This window comes from Alteromonas alvinellae, assembly GCF_902705805.1.
This window is the reverse complement of the sequence record NZ_CACSIH010000096.1, coordinates 1-16,923: the sequence shown is the minus strand read 5'-3', so window position 1 is coordinate 16,923 and position 16,923 is coordinate 1. Positions and strand designations below refer to the sequence as shown.

Genomic DNA, 16,923 nt, shown 5'->3' with positions numbered 1-16,923 from the left:
CTAATCACGAAAGATCAACACGCCTTAGCAGCAGGGCTGTATTTGGCCGAAGTTTGGTACGATTTATTCCCTATTTTGGGCACGTGCATAGGCACTTATGCCTTATTTTGATTGTCGGGAATACGTATGCGTTTAGCGTTTTTATGCGGCGCTATATGTTGGCTAACCAACAATATTATTGTCGGCTCTATTGGCGGCACCCTGCTTGAAGCTACGCTACTGGCAGTTAATAGCTTTACCATTATTCGCTTGTACAGAGGGCAAAAAGCACTCGGTCAGGCCTGATTGCTAATTTATGCCAGACTATGCGCCCAATCTACACGTCTTGATTGCCCAAAGTGAATGCGTTGCTATACGCACACTGCATTGGAAGCTCCCAAGCCAACCTCGCCGAGTGAGTCGAAACACGTCAATTAGAACGAGAGCGCAAACAGACTCGTTACTGACGTATGATAGTCCAGTGACATAGCGATAGATAACAGCGTTATATTCACAATGGAGAAACCAAAAACACGTTTTGCCCAGCCTTCTACGTTGATGTCGGGTCTGTATCCGCGCAGCGCCATCAACAGCCACCAAAGGCTTGTTGCGAAAGCTACTGTTAAAAAGCCAATACCCGTATAACCGCTGAGTGGAAGCAGCATTACTACTAAAGCAAATAACGCAATATGAAGGACGATATGGCGTTTTGCTTTCGCAATACCTTGCGATACAGGCAATACCGGAATGCCAGCCGCCTTATAGTCGTTGTATCTAAAGATAGCGATGGCATAAGAATGGGGCATTTGCCAAATGCTGAACATACCCAGCAAAATAGCCGCAGCCATATCAAACTGACCGCTCGCGGCGCAATAACCGACTACGGGCGGAACGGCCCCCGACAAACTGCCAACGAAGGTGCCATACACCGAATTTCGCTTCATATACAGGCTGTAAACCCCCACATAAATGACGTAGCCAAAAGCGGCAAAAAATACCGCGGTAAGGTTGGTGTAAGCTGCTAACAAGCCGAACCCCGAAATGCCTAGCACAGCACCATGCAACATCGCAGTAAGTAATGGCAACTCGCCTGTTACCGTAACCCGGCTAGCCGTGCGCTGCATTTTGCCGTCGATATCTCGGTCAATGCAGTTATTGATGACACAACCTGAAGCCACCACCAGCGATAAACCGATGAGCGTTGCGAGCAATAGCCAATAATCTATATCGCCACGGGACGCGAGTAAGAAACCGCCCGTTACCGAAATAGCATTGCCCATAATAATGCCGGGCTTGCTAACTGAGAGGTAACGTTTATAAGTAGAGGTCATGGGTAAAATCCAAATTTAGAACGCGCCCATTTAGACACGTATCAAGGTGTACTGAGAAGCCCCAATGTTGCCCCCCAAATAGGTTGCCCCAATGGAAGGGCAAAACGTGAGGGCTTATCGTACTGACCGCGATGAAGTAAACACATTGAAAAGCCTGACTTGATCGTCAGGCTAGACCACGCATATACAGAGACTTGCTAATACATCATCATGGCATTTGATTCGTAGATAATCCAAACGGATAACCCAACCACCATGAAAATAATAAGCGCACTGAATAAGAACGAAAACGTATTGGCTCTGCCTTCTTCGGTAACAAAGTTAAGGTGCAAAAAGTATTTAAGGTGCACCCAAATTTGAACCAAGCCCAAGGTTACCACGCTCCAAATCGTGGTAACTTTAGATAGGTCGCCATTCATCACTAGAGTGAACGGAATAGCGGTGAGCACCACAGATAGAATGAAACCAATTACATAAGACTTTACATCGCCATGTACGTCATCACTATTGTGGGTCGATGAAGCGTGACCGTCCGTATTTGAAGCTAATTTTGCATCGTGTAACGCCATTACATTGCCCCCATTAAGTACACTACGGTAAATACACATATCCATACGATATCGAGGAAGTGCCAAAACAAGCTTAAGCAGCTAAGTCGGGTAACGGTTTGCTCACCTAGACCTCGGCGGGTTACTTCGATAAACATGATCGTCATCCAAATAAGACCCGCTGTAACGTGCATTCCGTGCAGCCCCACTAGCGAGAAAAACGCCGTTAAAAACGCACTTTGCTGCGGCCCGTTACCATGCTCAATAAGGTGGTGGAATTCGTACACTTCCATACCAATAAAACACGCACCCAGTGCCCATGTCACCGCCAGCCAAGCAAGGGCGCCTGACTTGTTTTGTCGGTGAGCACATATCATGGCAAAGCCAAAGGTAATGCTGCTTAAAAGCAGAGCGGCTGTTTCAACTGCGACAAAGTTGAGCTCGAAAATATCTTTGCCAGACACCCCCCCCGCCGTATTCATAAACAGCACGGCATAGGTGGCAAAGAAAGAAGCAAACAACAAACAGTCGGTCATTAAATACAACCAGAAACCAAACACCGTGTTGTTTTCATGATGTTCTTCGTGTGCGTGTTCATGCGGCATTGATGCGGCGCTTGATGTTGCAATAGTACTCATGAGCGACCTCCCACTGTATTGGCACTTAAGTGCGTAGCTTCAACTCGTTCAACCTCATCTACCTGCACGTAGTAATCAACATCCGAGGTATAGCAACGCTTAATAAATACGCCTTTCCCCGCCACTAAACCGACAACAGCAAGCCACCAGATATGCCAGATAAGGGCAAAGCCCATTAGAGTAAAGCTCATACTCATAAACACACCGGCTGAAGTATTTTTTGGCATATGAATAGGCGCGTAATTTTCAGGGCGTTGATACGACTCGCCGCGTTCCTTCATATCCGTCCACGCATCAATGTCTTTGATGTGAGGTATCTTGGCAAAATTGTAAAACTGAGGCGGTGACGCCGTTGACCACTCTAGCGTGTGACCATTCCACGGATCGCCCGTTGTATCGTTAAGCTTTTCTTTGTTTTTGAAGCTTACAAACAGCTGAAGTAGCTGGAAGAAAATACCAATTGCTATAACAAACGCACCAAATGCAGCAATGTATAACCAGATATTCCAGTCAGGATTGTCGGTGTGATTTAAGCGGCGTGTCATACCCAAAAAGCCAAGCACATATAGGGGCATGAACGCCAAAAGGAAACCAATTTGCCAGCACCAAAAGGCTGCTTTTCCGGTTTTTTCGTCAAGCTTAAAGCCCATGGCTTTCGGGAACCAAAAAGCAAAGCCAGCCAGATAGCCAAATACCGCACCACCAATAATGGTGTTGTGAAAGTGCGCAATGAGAAACAAGCTATTATGAAGTACATAGTCAGCACCTGGAATAGCAAGTAACACCCCTGTCATGCCGCCAATGGTGAAGGTCACCATAAAGCCTAACGTCCACAGTACAGGCACACTCAATATTAAGCGACCGCGATACATGGTGAATAGCCAGTTAAACAGTTTCACGCCCGTGGGTACGGCAATAACCATAGTCATAATGCCGAAGAAGGCGTTCACATTGGCGCTCGAACCCATGGTAAAGAAGTGATGTAGCCAGACAATAAAACCAAGAATGGCAATGGCACCCGACGCATACACCATCGACTTGTAGCCAAACAGGCGCTTAGCGGTAAACGTAGATATAACTTCCGAAAAAATACCAAATGCAGGCAGTACCAGAATATAAACCTCAGGGTGTCCCCACGCCCAGAATAGGTTGATATACATCATCGAGTTACCACCGGCTTCATTCGTGAAGAAGTGGAAGTCCATGTAGCGGTCTAGGGTTAGCATGGCTAACACAGCCGTAAGAATAGGGAACGAAGCAGCAATCAGAATGTTTGCCCACGTACAGGTCCATGTAAAAATAGGCATTTGCATTAACTTCATGCCGGGCGCACGCATTTTAAACACGGTAACTAGGAAGTTTACGGCGGTTAGCAGCGTACCGACCCCGGATATCTGCAGGGCCCATATATAATAGTCGACGCCAACCCCGGGACTAAACTCCAACCCGGCTAGCGGCGGATAAGCAACCCACCCTGTTTTTGCGAATTCACCTAACCCCAAAGACACATTTACTAGAATTGCGCCACCTGCGGTCAGCCAAAAACTTAAGTTATTTAAAAATGGAAACGCCACATCGCGAGCACCAATTTGTAGTGGCAAAATGATATTCATCAACCCAATCATAAACGGCATCGCCATGAAGATAATCATGATAACGCCATGGGCTGTGAAGATTTGGTCGTAGTGCTCTGGCGGCAGATACCCGGGCGCACCATTGGTTGCCATTGCAAGCTGAGTACGCATCATAATGGCGTCGGCGAAGCCACGCAGCAGCATGATCATAGCCAACACAATGTACATAATTCCAAGACGTTTGTGGTCGACAGACGTTATCCAATCAAACCACAGGGTTCCCCACTGTTTGTGCTTGGTGATAAGCATGGCAATGACCACACCCACCACTGCCACAACAGCAAGTGTCACCATAATAATCGGCTCGTGATAGGGTACGGCCTCAATAGATAATTTACCTAATAAAGACATGGTTATTGTGCATCCTCTTGGTGATGGCTGTGTTGCATTTCAGGCATGGCGTGATGTTCGCCCATGGCGGCATTTTCCGGCTTGTTGTAGAAATCCATAGAGCCGTGATCTTTCATGTATTTCATAACAATGTTATGAAATAAACCGTCATCGACTTTGCTGAAATAGGTCACCGGATTGTTTTCGCTTGGCTCAGCAAGCTGCTCGTAGGCACCTGACGTTAACGATGTTTGCGACTGCTTAACGCTGGCAACCCACGCCTCGAAGTCATCCTCGGTAGGTGTGGCAATAGCGTTAAACTTCATGCCAGTGAATCCCGCACCGCTGTAATTTGAAGAAATGCCTTTGTACGTACCTGGCTCGTCGGCGATAAGATGAAGCTTGGTTTCCATTCCCGCCATGGAATAAATCTGGCTTCCTAGCTGAGGAATAAAAAACGAATTCATGGTGCTTTCAGAAGTAATCTTAAACGCAACGGGTTTATTGGCTGGAAACACCAATTCATTGACCGTTGCGATACCTTGTTCAGGGTAAATAAACAGCCACTTCCAGTTAAGCGAGACTACTTCAACAGTAAGATGCTCTCCTTGACCTTCTAGCGGTGCATAAGGGTCGAGTGCGTGAGTAGAGCGCCAGGTGATCACACTCAACGACACGACAATGAGAATTGGAATGGACCACACCACCGCTTCTATTTTGGTCGAGTGTGCCCATTTAGGGGTATAAATTTCGAAATCGCGACTAGCGCGATACTTCCACGCAAAGTAAAGCGTAAGAAAAATAACGGGAACAACAACAATCAGCATTAGGATGGTACAAAGAATAATCAGATTCTTTTCATCCATACCCACTTGCCCTTTAGGGTCAAGCACGCCGCCGCTGCAACCGGCCAACGTCAGCCCTGCACCAGCAACAATTAAAGTAAAAAGGTTACGAATAGACAAAACAAGTTCCTATAACCCACAAGTTAAACGGCGATGACTGGGCCGCTTAATAGAGAATGGCGGCGTTACAGCATCGAAAAACACACCGATAAAGCTTTGTCGCACTTACTGCGCAACGCTTTCGGCGTTAAATAATTAAATCGGAGACGTTTAACTAAAAAGTGGGGGCGCTCTACTGCCAACCGTTTGAACAAAAGGTTGGGGAAATGTAGGGCAAAGATAAGGAAGAGGTCTGCGCTGTTCTGTTATTTGCGCCTTTGCTATCGCCGTGGCTTTTACCAAAAGGCCCACTAATACCAGCGCTATGGTAGGAACGATAAATTGTGAAAGTGTGTGATTAGCAAGGGCAATGAAAAGAGGCTCTACAACCAAACTTTCATTAAATGCACTGACGAACTCTGCTGAGTCAGCCAAAGTACCACTGATAACTAGCGTAATGTTCAGCAATAGCACCATATTAGCCAACCACAGCATAGCGCCCACACCATTGGTGTAGTTTACTGCGGGTCTAATTAGTGAATTCAGTTCGTTTAGGAAACTGAAAGGACGTGGTGCCATATAGAACGTTATGCCTTATGAAAATACACAAGTATTTATGCAACTCCACCTGATTGGGTGCAGGCGTGGCAGGGTAATCATAATTGAAAGCAAGCACAAGCCACCCACCTTAGGGCTTTCAGGGCCTGTGATTTGAAGTACAACGCATTGATAACCAATTCATTAACATTTAATGAAAGTCTCACACTGTACTAAGACGCTTCCTGTCACTGACACACAAACAGCGCGGCTTTTGGTTTCTCTAGGCTAAACTACGCTTTTAATAATTCCTGTCGCCATCTGTAGTTGTTAATTATTTGTTTTAACAATCCGAATTTTTGTGATGCTTTCTAAGCAATTCTTAAATCGCCAGGCGTCTTATTAATGCGATGAATCGCACATTAACGTGTCCTCATTTCACAACGCAACTGTTCTAAAAATCATCATTATTTTAAAATGCCACCGGTAGCATTTTGTTTAATTCGTGTTAATATCAGGCAGTGTTATCTTGATTTTGGGGCCGCAAAAAGATGGAAAGGTATGTAATTCCCAGTGTTATGCAGGCGCTGCAGCTATGTCAAGCCATCGCCGAGTCTCGCTCAGGTTTAAGTGCCTCTGAAATCGAGTCTGCGCTCAATCTTCCCCGCACGTCGGTTTTTAGGTTACTGAGAACATTAACCAGTGAACGTGTAGTAGAAAAGCGTGGTACAAAATACTTCTATGGCACACGCATTTACGAAATTAGCGCAGCAAACTCACGCAGCCGATACGTTCAGAGAATAGTTGCGCCCGAGCTTTCAAAAATTATTGCGCCAACTAACGCTAGCGCCATTATCTGTACGCTTGGTGACTATTGTGCGTTTGTTATCGATGTTTTAGACGCCAGAGACAAACAAATAACAACGATTAGGCCAGGAACAAAGCTGCCCCTATTTGAATCTGCTGCGGGCCACGTCATGTTGGCATACCACCCAAAGTATCAAAACATGGACGACAGTAATCACCCTGCTTATTTTGATGAACATCAAGCCGCGAAACTACGAGCAACAACCTGCACCAGAGGCTTTGCTGTTAGCCACTATTTACCGCGAAATGTAACGCTGGTTGCCGTGCCGGTCTTTATGCGAGACGGTGAGCTTGTATCAATTTTAGCGATAGAACTAGACGGCGTGATCCACGACTTTAAGATTTTGCAGGCATGGAGCACAAAACTTAAAGATATCGCTCGTCTTCCAACCATCAGTGCCCAACCTTTTGAGCAGGACATGCAGTAATGAAACATAAATCCATCCAATTTCTTGTCGCAATCGTCTTGCTTTTTGTACTGACTAATTGTCACGCTCAACCCTTAGCGTTTGAAGGAGCGCTGGGCTTTGGTAAATACACGCAAGGTGGAAACCAAGGTAAAGTGTTAGTTGTTAACTCGTTGTCTGACAATGCGAAAAGCCCACAAGAAGGGACGTTGCGTTGGGCGGTGGCGCAAGACTATCCGAGACTAATTGTTTTTAATGTATCTGGTGTTATCGTCCTTGAAAAAGACTTAGAGATAAAGCACGACAATGTCACGATTGCAGGCCAAACTTCTCCTCACGGAATTGTGGTTTCCGGTGCTTCCACAAGCGTTGAAGCTAACCAGGTTATTATTCGTCACATGCGTTTTAGGCCAGGGAAAGACAGTAAAGAAGGCGACGCGGTCACTGTAAGAAACACTATTGACGTCATCATCGATCACTGCTCGCTAAGTTGGTCAAAGGACGAGGTAGGTTCGTTCTACAATAATCAGCGCTTTACACTACAAAACAGCATTCTTTCAGAGAGTTTAAACAACGCCGGACACCATAAAGGCAGCCACGGTTATGGCGGTATTTGGGGCGGCAGCAACGCTAGCTTTCTACGTAATATTTTAGTCAATCATACCAGCAGAAACCCTCGCATTAATGGATGGCGACTGAACCCACCTTACCCCCAACAGCAAGAGTTCGTTGATATTCGAAACAATGTCATTGCTAACTGGCAAAAGAACTCAGCCTATGGCGGCGAAAACGGCATTGCGAATCTGGTGGGGAATGTCTACGCGCCTGGGCCCGCAACAAAGAAAATATGGTTTTTTCAACTATGGGACGATAAGGAATCACTCACTCGACTGTACGTTGCTGAAAACCTGATGAAAGGCCATAGCGATATGTCTTCAGACAATAGCAAAGGTATAGATGTTAAAAGTGCCAAAGCTGGCTCGGAAAAAGAAAAAGCTGTGCTTGCTCGCTCCCTTTCAAACGCGCCTTTTCATCAAGACAAAATAGATCAACTAGGCGATGCACAGCTAACAACACAGCAGACGTGGGCAAGCCTGATTGAAAGCAAACAGGTCGGTGCTAACCTTACTCGCGCTGGAAGAGGGCTAGATCCCGTGGATGAGCGCATAATTACGCAAATACAACACAATCAATACAACAGCAAAAATGGGATTATAGACAGCGAATTAGATGTAATTGACTGGACGAATTACCGCAACTATTTTACCGCCGACACTGCTCCTCCACTGACTTTCCACGAAGAGAATTCATGGCGCGTACTTGCTGGAATTCCCACATTGTGACGGCTAAATATTCATATATTAATAATTTGTGAAATAAACGTTAAATAATAATGCATTCCTAAACTACAAGATCAATACTGCCACCGGTGGCATAGCAAACTACAAATACTACAGCTATGTCGATTTTGGAATTTAGGAGTTCAAAACATGAAAGTGTTTCAATGGACAGCCCTCGCTCTAGCCGTGTCCACGGCGTTTTCCACCATGGCGCAAAGTACTGCACCGGCTCAGGAAAATACCGAGCAAACTGAAACAAATGAAACCCCTAGCGAAATTGAAGTAGTTGAAGTAAAGGGTGTTAAACAGGCAGACCTAAAAGCGCGTGACTTAGAACGCATGAAGAATGGCTTTAGCTCTGTTATCTCTACCGATGACTTAGGCAACTTTGTCGATCAAAACGTAGCGGAGTCTCTTCGAAGATTGCCAGGTGTAACGCTACAGCGCTCAGAAGGCGAAGGTAAGTTTGTTACCGTTCGAGGCTTAGGGCCCGGCTTCGTATCAATAAATATGAACGGCGCACAAATGTCTGGTGCAGGCGAAGAGCGGAAAGTGGGCTTAGACGCACTTCCTGCTGACCTGCTAGGAACCATTGAGGTGCTTAAAACCCTTACACCAGACCAAAACCTGAATTCCATTGGCGGCACAGTAAACGTAAAAGCAATTTCAGCGTTTGATCGCGGTAAAAACACTTTAAAAATGCGTATTCAGGACGCGTACTCAGAAGCCCGCGAAGAGCACTCTCCAAAATTTAGCTTAGACGGCACCCAGTTTTTCCTCGACAACACCTTTGGTATTGGCTTTGCCATCTCTCACGAAGACCGAAAAACCCAGATAGACGAAACGCGCCACCACAGCACCAACGAAATGAAGTTTTACACCGCTGACTTGGGTAAAACGGAAGAAGAAATTGCTCAAGGTGACGAAATTCTCGCGCCTTCTCAGTTAGAAATTCGTCGTGAGATTGCTGGCAGAACCCGCCAAGCTGCTGCGCTTAACTTAGAGTATAAGCCCTCTGCCGACGCCTACTATTATGCCAAAGGTACGTTCACACAATTTGAAGATGACGATCGCGCGCAGCGTGAATTTTACGACTTTCAAGATGCAGGCTCTGTAGGAAACGATGAAATCGTTTACGTAAACGGCGCTACGAAAGAGTTTATTCTTAGCGATATAGATGTGTTCCACCAGCACTTCCTACAAGAAAGTAAAAACAAAACCATAACGTTCAGCTTAGGGGGTGAAAACCGTATTGCTGAACGTTTCGTGTTTGACTATGAATATGCTCAATCTCGCTCAGAAGAAGACTCAACCGGTGACCGCCGCGTTCAGTTTCGTGAACGAGACCTGATTGTTTATGGCCAAGGTGGTCGAGACAACATTAATGCTCGTATTTTAAGCCCGCAGGAAGCTGCGGAAATCGCAGGTCTAACCTACGACCCGGAAAACAGCATTTTTGGCACGTCGGGTAGCGGCGATGGTTCTGACCTTTCAAATTATCAATTTGATAATCTGTTTTTAGAAGGCGGAACCCGAATTGATGAAATTAAGACGGTAAACCTTAATCTGCGAACCGACATTTTTAATGACTGGTTAAACACCATTAAGTTCGGTGTGCAGGTAAGTGAGCGCGACCATGTACGCGATAAAGACCGTTGGAGCTTTGACCCTTCTGCCAGTGACTGTAGCGACGACGCATGTATTGCCGCAGTCAACTCTACACTTGCCGACTACGACACCCAGATTCCTTCAAACAGTGCATTCCAGTTGCCTTTTGAAAGTCGCGGTGTAGTGGACCAAATTGTTAATGCAACCCGTCAAACGGTGGTACCTGCCACAAATGGCGAAGTATCCATTGAAAGCACTAAGGGCGACTACAGCATCACCGAAGATACGCAGGCGGTGTATGCTATGGCAGAGTTACCTCTGGGGCCTGACGCCACGTTAATAACAGGTGTTCGTTGGGCTCAAACCGAGTTCTCTTCCACCGGTTTTCTTTCGCTAGAAAACGATGACTTTGAATTTAATGGTGCAGGTGCGGGCGCGCTGGATATCGCCATTCCACTGCCTGAAGCATCTATTAAATACAGCGAGTTTTTCCCTAGTGCGCACATTAAATGGGAGCCCAGTGAAAACTTCCTAGTGCGTGCAGCGGCGTGGACCAGCTTTACTCGCCCATCGTTTAAACAAGCCCGTGCATTTGCCGTGTTTGACAGCGATATCGAGCTTTGCCCTCCGGGTTCGGACGATTGTGATGACAGTCAAGGTGGCGCATCGCTTCAACAGTTAAGCCAATATGTGCTCGGTTCTGATAATGCACTAGATGTGGGTAACCCTAATCTCGTTGCAATGACATCTATTAACTACGATGCGTCAATTGGCTGGTATCCAAGCGAAAACCTCTTTATGGAAGCGGCTATTTTCTATAAAGACATCGACAACTTTATTGTGGATGTAAACGGAATTGGCATGGCGCTTAACGACCTGCCGCTTACGCTTCCGGTAAACCAGGTTACTGAGTTTGTTATTCCGCAGGACTTATACCTAAACGAGATTAATATTACCGTAAACGGTAATAAGGCCTCGGTTATCGGGTTAGAGCTTAGCTACAACCAGTACTTCGAGAATGGTTTATTCATTCAAAGTAATGCCACCATCTTAGATAGTGAAGCCACGCTTGATGGCAGTATTCGTCAAGGCAAAGTGGCACTGCCTGATCAAGCTGATACCACCTTCAACCTTGTGTTTGGTTGGGAAAGTGAAACGTTCTCAGCTCGCTTAATTGGTAACGTGCGTTCTGAAGTTCTTGAACAAATTGGCTCTTGCCCAGTTACTGCCGATCTTAACGACCCTAAGTCCTGCAAGATTTGGGGTGACCAATATCAAGATTCGGTTAAAAGCTTAGACTTTAAACTTCAGTACGACATTACCGAGTACGCACAATTGTACTTTGACGCCATCAACCTTACCGAGGAGTCAGACCTTCGCTACTTCCAAGGTAACGCGTTAAGCGGCGGTAATATTCTGTACCAGAAAGAAGAGTACGGCCGCAGCTATCAGCTGGGTGTAAACATTAAGTTCTACTAATTGTCTGCGCCGGGGAAACCCGGCCTTTTCCACATAATAAAGCTGGAGCGGACATGTAGTGCGGTAGTACGCCCAGTAAAATATGGAGATTGAGTACCATGAAACTCACGAAAATTGCTGCCCTGATGGGTGGTGTTATTCTCGTTACTGCCTGTGGCGAGAAAAGCTCTACCAACGTAACCCTCCCCCCCGATCCAGCACTGACTGGCATATTTGTTGATAGCCCCGTTGAAGGAATTAATTATTCCTCTGCTTCTGTGGAAAACGGCACCACTAATGCGCAGGGTGAATACTCTTACTTCAGAGGCGAACAGCTCGCTTTCAGCATAGGTCAGCTGGCGTTTCCAGAAACCCCGGCATCGAGCGTTATCTCTCCTCTTGACCTATTCGCAACCGACAACCCTTTTAACCAGTCGGTCGTAAACACACTTCGACTTTTACAATCTCTTGATACTGATGGCGACCCAAGTAACGGTATAACGTTAAGCACCAGTGCTGGCGATGTAGCAGTGGCAACCCTCGACGAAGGGCAAACCATTGAAGATTTCTTTAATCAATCTGATGCTGATTTTGCAGCCGATGTAGAGGTGTGGCTTGGTTCTGCTGGCGGAGCCAGTGCTACGCTTGTGGATAAAGCACTGGCTATCAGCCATTTCGTAAATTACCTTGAAGCCGAATTAGGCACGCTCTTCCCTAACACCTTTGATGTAACCCGCTTCACAGGCGACATTTACGCACCAACATTAGAAGGCAGAAGTGTATCGCAAGCCACTTACACCTTTACGCCTGACGACGAAACGAATTTGTCAGGTACTTTCGTAAGAGTGCACGGTGAGGAAAGCACAACGGGTAACTATGAATTCTCTTTTGGACGAAAAGTTATTGCCCTTAGCTACGGTGAGCAAACTGAGTATCTTATTTCCCGTGCTTTCAACACCGTTAACGAGGTATACAGTTTGTGCGTGGTATCTCCAGATAACGCTCAGTCTATGCCGTTAGTGCTTCATGTTGAAAGCTGCCTTGCCAACGAAGACCCGCAAAACTACCTGTTTGCATTTACCCAGGAACAAGCAGATGTTGAACTGGCAAAGTTAGAAGAAGCCGCGAACTCTATCCAGGCGGCGCTTGAAGAAAACTTCGATACCGACACCGATACGTTTTTCTCATCGTCGTACAAGCGTTTAAGTGAAGAGCCAGACGCCGGTGCGCTTTATTATGTAACAGGTGGCAGCCCGCTAGTCGACGCCACCACAGGTCAGCTTACCCTTGAAGGCGATCGATTCAGTATTGGTAACGCTGCGGTCAACCCAGGTGCCAATACGTCGGCATCAGATACGGTAGGCATGGGTATTTATAATCTTAGCGAAGGTTTTACCATTAGCTTCGACGTTATTTCTCATAATGGCGGCGGTACGTTCAGCCTTTATGTAGATAACAACACCACAGGGCAAGATAACTCTGTACACGGTGCTGCTTCTAAGTTCGTGAGCATAGGGTTAGCAGACGGCACGATGGTACCCGGCACGCGATTTACTTATACCTATGAGCCAGGTGACGATATTGGTGGCGGCGATCCTAGTGCACCTGACGCTAAAATTCTCGATAGCTCGGTAACTAATAGCTTCTTCCAATTGCGCACAGACTCTAGTGCCACTATCACTATCGATAACTTAAAAATTGAGACGGTAGCTGACGCAGTTGACCCAGTGCCTCCGGTTGAGCCTGAGCCTACCGAACCTGAAGAGCCAGAAGTTATTCCAAGTGTACCGCTGCCGCTTTCCTATACCTTTGCAGGTGAAAGCGAGGATATTTTCTCGACAAACTTTGCCGCGATTGAAAATGCAGCGGGTGAGCAAGTTGCCATGTTTACGATTACCGGTGGCTCGGTAACGCAAATTGACACTGGTATTCAGCTTGACGGCGGGCGCTTTACCCTTGGTAATACTGAGCCAGATACCCAAAGCTCATCTGACGATACATCATCCACCGGTGCGCTAGATTTGAGCCGTCCTTACAAGGTTATCTTTGATGTTATTTCTGCTGAAGATTCCGAAGGCGACAACAAATTCCAGATTTACGTGGATAACAATACATCTGGCAGCGCCAACTCACACCTAGGTTCAGATTCCCGCTTCTTTAATGAGCCTGTGCTCGATTTAGTACCGGGAACCACCATGACAGTAGAAGGACAGATAGCAACGCCTAACTCGTACCTTCAATTTAGAACGGAAAGTGGCTCTATTGTGGTCATCGACAATATTCGCATTGAATATATTGATGAAAACACCCTGTTAGAGGAGACGTTTGAAACAGACGCTGACACCTTCTTCAGCCCTGAATACAAATCAACTGATGGTGGTGCCACGCCGTTTTATAGCGTAACGGGCGGCGGTTCAGGTTTAGTGATCTCCGAAGGCCAATTAGCCATCGACAGTGCACGCTTTACCATGGGCAACAGTACCCCTGATACAGACACAACCGCTGATGACACTGTAACCACGGGTGTATTAGATTTAAGCCGTGAATATACCATTAGTATGGACATCATTGCCGTTGAAGACAGTGAAGGCGACAACAACTTCCAGATTTATGTAGATAACAACACCAGCAGCAGTAGTAAATCGATACATGGTGGCGACTCTAAATTCTACAGCGAACTGGTTAATAACCTTGTGCCGGGACAACGCCTAACTATCGAAGGATTTATTGGTACACCCACCTCGTTCCTACAGCTTCGTACTGAAAGTGGCGGCAAAGTGGTTATCGATAACTTTGTTATATCGTATGTGGGTGAAGCGCCAGATGACAGCAAGTTTAGCTGTGAAAATGAACCACAGCTTTACTTCTGTGACGACTTTGCATCGGGCTCTTTAGATAACTTCACGCTTATCTCAGACGACGCAGGCTCAAACGGCCCACAAGGCACGTTTGATATTGTAGAAGACGACGGCAACAAAGTGATGCGCTACACCGCTGGCGGTGAAGGTGGCGAAATTTTCTTGGTTAAAGAGTCGGCACTTAGCAACCTGCCAGAAAATGGAAATTACTTTGTTGAAGCGCGCATTCGTCCAAGACAAAACAGCACCACGCGAAACAAACAGATCTTCCTTCTAGGTCGTTATGATAGCGCTGGAAACTGGTACGGCGGAGGTTTGAATGTACAAAACTCGTCAAGCAGTACACAAGTGGAAGTAGCGGTAAGTACCGAAGGTAGTATTTCTCGCCCTGTACAAGCTAAGTCACCTATTGTACTGGGTGAAAAAGACGGTACAGACGGCACGTGGTACCGCGTACGTTTTGAAATGGAAAACGAGAAACTCACCGTTTATTTAGACGGCGAGAACATGGGTACAGCAGAAGATACAACCTATAGCGCAGCGGGACTGATTGGCCTTTTCACTAATAACCGTTCGTTCGAGCTGGACGATTTAAAAGTGGGTGACCCCGCAGTTAAACCAGTTCAACTTACTCTGGATTTCAAAGAAACAGAGTGGGAAACCACCACCAGTAGCGATCCGTTATTCGTTTACGTTACCGCAGTACAAAACGACGGTATAACTGAAGACACATTTACCGTAACCAGCAGTGATGCGAGTGTGGTCAGCGTAGAGCAGCAAGGCCCACAAGTTACTATTACCCCTCGCGCAGCCGGCAGCGCAATAGTAACTTTTACCTCTGGCTCTGACCCTACGTTAAGCAAACACATTGCCGTTAATGTTGGCGAAGGCTTTACCATGCCTACCGCCACCTATGGCGACTTATTCCCAGACACCACACCGTATTCGGGCAATAACAATGCGTATACCGATACCCTACTCTCGTTAACCTTCGACAGCGAACCCACCTTAGGAAGTAGCGGTGAAGTGCGCATTTACAATGCGACAGACGACACCCTGGTAGACGTAATCAATATTGCAGCTGATGAAGACTTTATTGGCTTTGAAGGCCAAGACAGACAGCGCAAAGTGGCTTACCGCCCCGCATCAGTTGTAGGCAACACATTGGTGATTAAGCCTCATACAAACGCCCTTCAATATGGTCAGTCGTATTACGTGGCCATTAGCGATGGTGCGGTAACCGGCGCAACGCTAAATGGTGAAAGCTTTAGTGGTATTGGCAAGAGTGCGAACTGGCGCTTTGCAACAAGAGCCGCTGCACCTTCTGGCGCGAATGTTACCGTAGATGATGACGGCGAAGCGGATTTCCGCACGGTGCAAGGTGCGCTTAATTACGTGATGCAAAACGTAAGCAGCGATACGCCATCTCGCATTACGATTCGTGACGGCGAATATCAGGAAATGCTGTTCCTTCGCGGTAACAACAATGTCACGCTTCAAGGCGAGAGCCGAGACAATACCGTAGTGTACTACGATAACTTTGAAAGCTTTAACAGCGGTAGCGGCAAGAGCGAAGCACCTGCGGCGGGCACTCCATCAGGTGGAAGAAGTGTATTTTTAGTGGAAGGCGTAGATAACCTGACGCTAACGAACTTCACTTTGAAAAACTCACACATCAGAAGCAACGACTACTCTAACCAAGCTGAGACGATTTACTTTAACAGTGATTCAGGTCGTCTAACTGCCGTTGATATGAACTTTGTGAGCGAACAAGATACGCTGCTGTTAAAAGGCTTTAGTTGGTTCTACAACTCATTGATTGCCGGCAACGTTGATTTCATTTGGGGTTACGTAAATACCGCACTGTTTGAAAACAGCGAAATTCGCACCATTGGCGACTCTAAAAATGGTAACCCTGACGAAGACACAGCGGGCGGCTACATTCTACAAGCTCGCGTACCTGATATTTCTTATAAAGGGTTTATCTTCTTAAACAGCAGCTTCACCAATGGCCCAGGCCCTATTGGTAACGGTGTACTCGACGACTCTACGTATATTGCAAGAAGTGGCGGCAGCACTAGCTACTTCGACAATATTACGCTTATTAATAACCGTTTCGACACCCACATTGCCACTATCGGCTGGGCGGGCGAAGGAGTACGCGACCAACCTGCACCAAACCCTAGCCCTGCAACCGCAGCAGCTGGATGGCGTGAATACGGCAGCATGGATATGCAGGGTAACCCGCTTGATCTTTCAAGCCGTCAGTTTGCCCACATTCTTACCGACAGCGAAGTGACTGAACTTACCAGCAGAACGGCGATATTCTCTCACTTTAATAACGGTGAAGGCTGGGTGCCAAGCGAGCCTAACTTACCGAATGTAGCACCTGCTCCAACGCTTGATGCGTACGGTTTCGGCGTTTTTCAAGGTAGTTGTCGCCT

The 16,923-nt window shown here is 46.7% G+C and carries 11 protein-coding genes; 5 read left to right on the top strand and 6 right to left on the bottom strand.

What is annotated here, in order from left to right; translation table 11 throughout:
* Positions 1 to 126 precede the first annotated feature (126 nt).
* Positions 127 to 285 (top strand): YgjV family protein, encoded by a 159-nt coding sequence (locus ACX5KA_RS06070; RefSeq protein WP_458730666.1) that lies wholly within the window; start codon positions 127 to 129, stop codon positions 283 to 285.
* 128 nt (positions 286 to 413) lie between these two features.
* Here the strand turns inward: ACX5KA_RS06070 and cyoE are convergent, their stop codons facing one another.
* From cyoE to ACX5KA_RS06040, 6 genes are all read right to left on the bottom strand, one after another.
* Positions 414 to 1,310 (bottom strand): heme o synthase, encoded by an 897-nt coding sequence (gene cyoE, locus ACX5KA_RS06065; RefSeq protein ID WP_458730665.1) that lies wholly within the window; start codon positions 1,308 to 1,310, stop codon positions 414 to 416.
* Positions 1,311 to 1,507: 197 nt separating this feature from the next.
* The gene (cyoD, locus tag ACX5KA_RS06060) at positions 1,508 to 1,879 is read right to left on the bottom strand and encodes a cytochrome o ubiquinol oxidase subunit IV (protein WP_014999970.1); all 372 of its coding nucleotides are present in this window, start codon (positions 1,877 to 1,879) and stop codon (positions 1,508 to 1,510) included.
* Positions 1,879 to 2,496 carry a cytochrome o ubiquinol oxidase subunit III gene (gene cyoC, locus ACX5KA_RS06055; protein WP_168476750.1) on the bottom strand — a complete coding sequence of 206 codons (618 nt, stop codon included), beginning with the start codon at positions 2,494 to 2,496 and terminating at the stop codon, positions 1,879 to 1,881. Before cyoC ends, cyoD begins: the two co-directional genes overlap by 1 nt.
* The gene (gene cyoB / locus ACX5KA_RS06050) at positions 2,493 to 4,481 is read right to left on the bottom strand and encodes a cytochrome o ubiquinol oxidase subunit I (protein ID WP_458730664.1); all 1,989 of its coding nucleotides are present in this window, start codon (positions 4,479 to 4,481) and stop codon (positions 2,493 to 2,495) included. Before cyoB ends, cyoC begins: the two co-directional genes overlap by 4 nt.
* Positions 4,482 to 4,483: 2 nt before the next feature.
* On the bottom strand, positions 4,484 to 5,425 hold the full coding sequence (gene cyoA, locus ACX5KA_RS06045; protein ID WP_014951264.1) for a ubiquinol oxidase subunit II: 942 nt from the start codon (positions 5,423 to 5,425) through the stop codon (positions 4,484 to 4,486).
* Between the two features lie 150 nt (positions 5,426 to 5,575).
* Entirely contained in the window at positions 5,576 to 5,983 is a 408-nt protein-coding gene (locus ACX5KA_RS06040) for a hypothetical protein (protein ID WP_039221563.1), read from the bottom strand.
* Between the two features lie 509 nt (positions 5,984 to 6,492).
* Between ACX5KA_RS06040 and ACX5KA_RS06035 the strand changes: the two genes are divergently transcribed.
* From ACX5KA_RS06035 to ACX5KA_RS06020, 4 genes are all read left to right on the top strand, one after another.
* Entirely contained in the window at positions 6,493 to 7,236 is a 744-nt protein-coding gene (locus ACX5KA_RS06035; RefSeq protein WP_240485794.1) for an IclR family transcriptional regulator, read from the top strand.
* Positions 7,236 to 8,558, top strand: a complete 1,323-nt coding sequence (locus tag ACX5KA_RS06030) for a pectate lyase family protein (RefSeq protein WP_458730663.1) — start codon at positions 7,236 to 7,238, stop codon at positions 8,556 to 8,558. Before ACX5KA_RS06035 ends, ACX5KA_RS06030 begins: the two co-directional genes overlap by 1 nt.
* Positions 8,559 to 8,705: 147 nt before the next feature.
* Positions 8,706 to 11,642 (top strand): TonB-dependent receptor, encoded by a 2,937-nt coding sequence (locus tag ACX5KA_RS06025; RefSeq protein WP_458730662.1) that lies wholly within the window; start codon positions 8,706 to 8,708, stop codon positions 11,640 to 11,642.
* Positions 11,643 to 11,740: 98 nt separating this feature from the next.
* Positions 11,741 to 16,923 (top strand): pectinesterase family protein (locus tag ACX5KA_RS06020; protein WP_458730661.1); only part of this gene is annotated, 5,183 nt, incomplete at its 3' end.